The following is a 3011-nucleotide window of genomic DNA, read 5'->3' as shown; positions in this document are numbered from 1 at the left end:
GTCATACAGGATTCCTAAATAAATATTGCACGCCGATGATGTCGACGATCTGGCGCGACGACTGGTTGATCGCTTCCATCGTGGCGACGACGTTGCCGACCACCTCTCCGCCTTCCTTGGCAATCGCCGACGCCGCCAGCGCCAATTGATTGGCCTGACGCGCGTTGTCGGAGTTTTGCCTGACGGTGGAAGTCAGCTCTTCCATCGCGGAAGCAGTCTCTTCCAGGGATCCGGCTTGCTGTTCGGTGCGGCCCGACAAGTCGAGGTTACCGCTGGCGATCTCGGACGACGACACCTTGACGGCGTCGCTGGTGTGCCGGATTTCCTGCAGGATGGCGGTGATCTTTTGCACGAAGACATTGAACGATCGGGCAATCTGGCTGACCTCGTCCTTGCCGTCTTCGGGCAAGCGCATGGTCAGGTCCCCGTCGCCGGATCCGATGCTGTCCATGGCATTGCGCACTTGCGACAGGCGCCGGAATACCGCCGTGGTGATCAGTCCCAGAATCAACGCTGCCAATGCCGCCACCAGTACGATGGCGATCAAGGACGACTGCGTGGCATGGCGCATGCCGGCGTTGACGTCGGCCTTGTCGATCGCCACCAGCAAAGTCCATTCGGTGCCTTTGACGGCAACTGCCTGGACCAGCTTGGCGGCGCCGTTGAGCACGATTTCCTTGCTGGCGCCGTGGTCGGCGTTATTGCCGGCCAGGCTGTTGAGACGCTCGGCGGTGAGCTCGGAGTTCCAGTCCTTGACCGGCTTGTTGATCCATTGCGCATCGGGATGCGCCAGCATCATGCCGTCGCGATCGACCAGGAAAGCAAAACTGGCCGGCGTCGGATGCACCGCTTTCACCACGTTGCTGACGCCATCAAGAAACACCGCTGCCGCGACCACGCCTTGCAGGACGCCGTCTTTTTTCACCTGCGCGGTGAAGGACACCATCGGCTTCCTGGTCACGACGTCGGTGTAGGGCTTGGTCACCACGGCCTTCCCGGCCTTGACCGATTGCTGATACCAGGAACGTCCGGTCGGATCGTAACCGGCCGGCAATCCCTCGGCGGCAGAGGTGTAGGCGGTCTTGTCTTCCTTGCCGAAGGTGGTGACGTAGAAACCGCCGCTCTTCTGCAATTGCTTGATGACGAACACCGGATCGGCTTGCAGCACGCCGTCGGCCGCCGCTGCCGCCATGCTGGCCTTGGCCGCGACCCATTCGTTGATTGCCGAGGCGTAGCCGTCAGCGATGGAGCGCGAACTCTCATCGATGGCATGATCGTTGTCGGATTTGACAATGACATAGGAGACTGCGCCGACCACACCCAGGCTCGCAACAAGCAAGGCAATACTGAAAAATAAAATACGCGTTCTGATTGAAGTAAACATGACGGCCCTTCCCTGTTTGTTTTATTTGCTATCTGGAGAAATGATTCAGACGAACTTGCCGATACGCGCGACCACAGCCTCACGCACCGACCCGCTGGTAATGAACGAATGCGCCACCTGGATATCGTTATGGAACCAGCGGTCGCCGTCGAGGCAAGCCGGAATCTGCTTGCGGATTTCTTCATACGCCGCCTGCGTTCCCTCGCCCAGCACGAAGTCCTTGAGCAGCTCTTCCGTCATGGTCAGTCCCTGCGCCGCCAGCAGCATTTCCACGCCGACGATGTATTGCGTGTTGGCGACCACCGTAGCCGCCTTGCGCGCGCACCAGGTCGAGTTGGACACGTGGTCTTCGCTGTTGCCCTTGGACGGGATGCTGTCGACGCTGCCCGGCATGGACAAGGTGCGGTTTTCCATCACCAGTGAACTCATCGAGCATTGCACCACCGGATAGCCGGTGTTGACGCCGCGCACGCCGCTCATCAGGTTGCGCGGCAAGCCCCACGACAGGGTCGGGTCGATCAGGCGCGCAATGCGGCGCTCGCAGATGCTGCCGAGATCGGTGATGGTCATCGCCAGCAAGTCCATCGCCTGCGCCAGGTACTGGCCGTGGAAATTGCCGCCGGAGATGATCTCGAAGCCGCCGCCGTCCGCTTCTTCTTTGCTGAAGATCAGCGGATTGTCGGTGGCGGAATTGATTTCCTTGTCGATGATGGTGTCGATGTAATCCAGCGCATCGAACACCGGGCCGTAGACCTGCGGCGCGCAGCGCAGCGAGTAGACGTCCTGGATCCGCGACGAGTACGGAATGTCGGTGCGGCGCGATTCGTCCGGCAGTTGCACCGAGCGTGCTTCATGCGTGGTGCGGGTGGACCCCTTGAGCAAGGTGCGGATGACGGCGGCGGTCTTGATCTGGCCGGCGTGCGGACGCGCCTGCTGGATGCGTGGATCGAAGGCGGACATCTCGGCGCGCATGGCTTCCAGCGTCAGGCCCAGCGACAGGCAGGCGTCGGTCAGCAGGTTGCGCGAATCGTGCGCGGCCAGTACGGCAACAGCGAGAGAAACGGTGCAGCCGTTGATCAGGGCCGAGGCGTCCTTGGCCTTCAAATCGAACTTGACCGGACCGATGCCGGCCTTGGTGATGGCTTCGGGCGCGCTCATGCGCTTGCCCTGGTACATCACCTCGGCTTCGTCGAAACCGACAATCGCAGCCGCGAGGTAAGCCAGCGGCGCGAGGTCGCCGGAGGCCCCGACCGAACCCTTTTGCGGCATGATCGGATGGATGCCGGCATTGATGAAGTCCAGCAGGCGATCGACCACTTCCACGCGCGGCGCGGAGTAATTGCTGGCGAAGGCATTGGCCCGCAACAGCATGGTGGCGCGGCTGACTTCTTCGGAGAACGGCTCGCCGATACCGGCGCTGTGGGCCTTGATCAGCTGGGTCTGGAACAGCTCAATGTGTTCGACCTTGATGCGGGTGTCCTTCAGCAGGCCGACGCCGGTGTTGAAGCTGTACATCATGGGCGCTTCGTCGTGCATCCAGGTCGACTCGATGAAGTCGCGGCTCTGTTTCAGGGCGGTGCGCGAGGAGTCGGCGAGCGCGACCTTGGCGTAGGCGCCGTTGGTGCCG

General features: G+C 61.6%; 2 protein-coding genes. Both read right to left on the bottom strand.

Translation table 11 applies throughout. The features are described from left to right. Position 1: 1 nt before the first annotated feature. Positions 2–1339, bottom strand: a complete 1338-nt coding sequence (locus HLUSI_RS27625; protein ID WP_269147408.1) for a methyl-accepting chemotaxis protein — start codon at positions 1337–1339, stop codon at positions 2–4. 90 nt (positions 1340–1429) lie between these two features. Next, positions 1430–3011: HAL/PAL/TAL family ammonia-lyase (locus HLUSI_RS0108085; protein WP_016833490.1), on the bottom strand; the 1582-nt coding region annotated here is incomplete at its 5' end.

It is taken from the genome of Herbaspirillum lusitanum P6-12, from assembly GCF_000256565.1.
GTDB lineage: Bacteria > Pseudomonadota > Gammaproteobacteria > Burkholderiales > Burkholderiaceae_D > Herbaspirillum > Herbaspirillum lusitanum.
Note: the sequence above shows the minus strand (reverse complement) of the source record. Positions and strands in the feature narration are given on the sequence as shown.